This is a genomic window from Streptomyces sp. NPDC040432 (genome assembly GCF_055595445.1).
Map to the genome: position 1 here is coordinate 2,155 of NZ_JBVIVP010000056.1, position 2,165 is coordinate 4,319.

At 68.7% G+C, this 2,165-nt stretch carries 2 protein-coding genes; both read right to left on the reverse strand.

Annotated features, from left to right (window positions below; genetic code table 11):
* Window positions 1–1,066 (reverse strand): carbamoyl-phosphate synthase large subunit (gene carB / locus ACZ58N_RS38735; RefSeq protein ID WP_471170338.1); only part of this gene is annotated, 1,066 nt, incomplete at its 3' end.
* On the reverse strand, window positions 1,059–2,165 hold a 1,107-nt coding region (gene carA / locus ACZ58N_RS38740), incomplete at its 5' end, for a glutamine-hydrolyzing carbamoyl-phosphate synthase small subunit (protein ID WP_471170341.1). The genes carA and carB, both read right to left, overlap by 8 nt.

Sequence of the window (2,165 nt, forward strand, 5' to 3'; positions counted from 1 at the left end):
TCGGCTCGAAGGAGGCCGGCGTCTTCTCGGTGATGTCGTTGGGGACCTCGTCGAGGGTGTAGCCGATGGCGAGCTTGGCGGCGATCTTGGCGATCGGGAAGCCGGTGGCCTTCGAGGCGAGCGCCGAGGAACGCGAGACGCGGGGGTTCATCTCGATGACGATGACGCGACCGTCGGTCGGGTCGATCGCGAACTGGATGTTGCAGCCGCCGGTGTCGACACCGACCTCGCGGATGATCGCGATGCCGATGTCGCGCAGCCGCTGGTACTCGCGGTCGGTGAGCGTCATCGCGGGGGCGACGGTGATCGAGTCACCGGTGTGGACGCCCATCGGGTCGAAGTTCTCGATGGAACAGACGACGACGACGTTGTCCTTGGTGTCGCGCATCAGCTCCAGCTCGTACTCCTTCCAGCCGAGGATGGACTCCTCCAGGAGCACCTCGGTGGTCGGGGAGAGCGTCAGGCCCTGACCGGCGATCCGGCGCAGCTCGTCCTCGTCGTGCGCGAAACCGGAACCGGCGCCGCCCATGGTGAAGGAGGGGCGCACGACCACGGGGTAGCCGCCCAGGGTGTCGACACCCTGGATGACGTCGTCCATCGTGTGGCAGATGACCGAGCGGGCCGACTCGCCGTAGCCGATCTTGGCCTTGACGGCCTCGACGACGCCCTTGAAGAGGTCGCGGTCCTCGCCCTTGTTGATGGCCTCGACGTTGGCGCCGATCAGCTCGACGCCGTACTTCTCCAGCACACCCTGCTCGTGCATGGAGATCGCGGTGTTGAGCGCGGTCTGGCCGCCCAGGGTGGGCAGGAGCGCGTCGGGGCGCTCCTTCGCGATGATCTTCTCGACGAACTCGGGGGTGATCGGCTCGACGTAGGTGGCGTCGGCGATCTCCGGGTCGGTCATGATCGTCGCCGGGTTGGAGTTCACCAGGATGACCCGCAGGCCCTCGGCCTTCAGGACCCGGCACGCCTGGGTCCCGGAATAGTCGAACTCGGCGGCCTGACCGATGACGATCGGGCCGGAGCCGATGACCAGGACGGACTGGATATCGGTGCGCTTAGGCACGCTCGGCCTCCATCAGATTCACGAAACGGTCGAAGAGGTACGCGGCGTCGTGCGGGCCGGCGGCCGCCTCGGGGTGGTACTGGACGGAGAAGGCCGGCCGGTCGAGCAACCGCAGACCCTCCACGACCTGATCGTTCAGGCAGACATGGGAGACCTCGGCCCGCCCGTAGGCGGTGTCCGACACCTTGTCCAGGGGCGCGTCGACGGCGAAGCCGTGGTTGTGCGCGGTGACCTCGACCTTGCCGGTGGTGCGGTCCTGGACCGGCTGGTTGATACCGCGGTGACCGTACTTCAGCTTGTAGGTCCCGAAGCCCAGCGCCCGGCCCAGGATCTGGTTGCCGAAGCAGATACCGAACAGCGGCGTCCGACGGGCCAGCACCCCCTGCATCACGGCCACGGGGCCGTCGGCGGTGGCCGGGTCGCCCGGACCGTTGGAGAAGAACACCCCGTCCGGGTTCACCGCGTACACGTCCTCGACGGTCGCGGTCGCGGGCAGCACGTGCACCTCGATGCCACGCTCGGCCATCCGGTGCGGGGTCATGCCCTTGATGCCCAGGTCGATCGCGGCGACGGTGAACCTCTTCGCGCCGATCGCCGGGACGACGTACGTCTCCTTCGTGGCGACCTCCGCGGACAGGTCGGCGCCCTTCATCTGCGGGGCCTCCTTGACGCGGGCCAGCAGCGTCTCCTCCCGCACGCCCGTCCAGGCGTCACCGGAGAAGATGCCCACCCGCATGGCACCGCGCTCGCGCAGGTGACGGGTCAGCGCCCGGGTGTCGATCCCGGAGATCCCGACGACGCCCTGCTTCACGAGCTCCTCGTCCAGCGAGCGCCGCGCACGCCAGTTGGACGGGACCCGGGCGGGGTCCCGCACGACGTAGCCGGCGACCCAGATCCGGGAGGACTCCGGGTCCTCGTCGTTGACCCCGGTGTTGCCCACGTGCGGCGCGGTCATCACGACGACCTGCCGGTGGTACGACGGGTCGGTCAGGGTCTCCTGGTAACCGGTCATCCCGGTGGAGAACACGGCCTCGCCGAAGGTCTCCCCCACAGCGCCGTAGGCACGGCCGCGGAAGATCCGACCGTCCTCCAGGACGAG